Origin of the sequence: Pseudomonas sp. JUb52 (assembly GCF_004341115.1) — a bacterium.
Lineage (GTDB): Bacteria > Pseudomonadota > Gammaproteobacteria > Pseudomonadales > Pseudomonadaceae > Chryseomonas > Chryseomonas oryzihabitans.
In genome coordinates, this window is sequence record NZ_SLYS01000043.1 from 1 (window position 1) to 1236 (window position 1236).

The 1236-nt window shown below is 57.4% G+C and carries 1 protein-coding gene; it reads right to left on the reverse strand.

The genetic code is table 11. The annotated features are described in order from the left end of the window. Positions 1-8: 8 nt before the first annotated feature. A protein-coding gene (locus EC839_RS24065; RefSeq protein ID WP_085982656.1) for an IS3 family transposase occupies positions 9-1171 on the reverse strand; the annotation gives its coding sequence in 2 pieces (ribosomal slippage) (positions 9-916 and positions 916-1171; 1164 coding nt in all). Between the last annotated feature and the right edge of the window lie 65 nt (positions 1172-1236).

Consider the following 1236-nt stretch of genomic DNA (forward strand, 5'->3'; position numbering starts at 1 on the left):
TGTAGTGGTCAACCCATCCCGGACAGTGGGTTAAGTTTTTCTTCGGCCACCGCAGGCGGTAGCCCATCGTTGAATTGATGCGGCCTGATCCAGTTGTAGCGGTGCATCAGGTAATGACTGATGTCCCGTTGGGCCTCCTGAGCTGTCAGGTAACCGGTCTGTGGAATCCACTCCGATTTCAAACTGCGGAACAATCGCTCCATCGGCGAGTTATCCCAGCAGTTGCCCCGGCGGCTCATGCTCTGTTCCATCCGATATCGCCACAACCGTTGCCGAAACAGGCGGCTAGCGTATTGGCTGCCCTGATCGGAATGAAACAGTACCTGCTGCGGTTTGCCACGCTGTTCGTAGGCCATGTCCAGCGCCTTGATCACCAACTCAGCATCCGGCTTGGCAGAAATCGCCCAGCCGACTACTCGTCTTGTATGCAGATCCAACACCGCCGCTAAGTAATGCCAGCGACCTTGTGCCCAGATGTAGGTGATGTCGCCGCACCACACCTGATTGGGGCGCTCAGTGGTGAACTCGCGGTTCAGCCGGTTCGGGATATCTGGTCGCTCAACCGTAGCCTGCTTGTATGCGTGCGAGCCTGGCTGCTTGCTGACCAAGCCCAACTCACGCATCAACCGACGCACACGAAAACGGCCAATGCTGACGCCATCCTCACGCAGCATACCCAGAATGCTGCGACTGCCAGCCGAGCCTCGACTCTGGTTGAACAGCTGGTTAACCTGACTGCGCAGTGCAACGCGGCATGCATCAACACGGCAGCGTCGAAGCCGATGGGCGTAGTAGCAAGACCGCACCACGCCGAAGGCTGAACAGACCACTTCCACCGACTCCCGCTCACTTAACTGGTCTATCAGCGCGTACGATTGAACTCGTCCGACATCAAGAGAGCGGTAGCCTTTTTTAGGATCGCTTTCTCCCGTTCCAGTCGGTCGATCCTGGCTTCCAGCTCCTGGATTTTCTGCTGTTCGGGCGTCAGTGCTTTGCTCTTCGGGGTAACGCCCACGCGCTCCTCTTGAAGCTGTTTTACCCAACGGCGCAGGGCCGACTCAACCACTCCCAGTGAACGAGCTGCTTCGATATGGCTGTAGCCCTGATCGAGCACCAGGCAGGCGGCCTCTCGTTTGAACTCGGGCGTAAAGGAACGACGTTGCTTGGTCATCAGACACCTCTCTATGGCGAGCATTCTCGCCCTAAATGGGTGTCCGGAATCAGTAGACCACTACA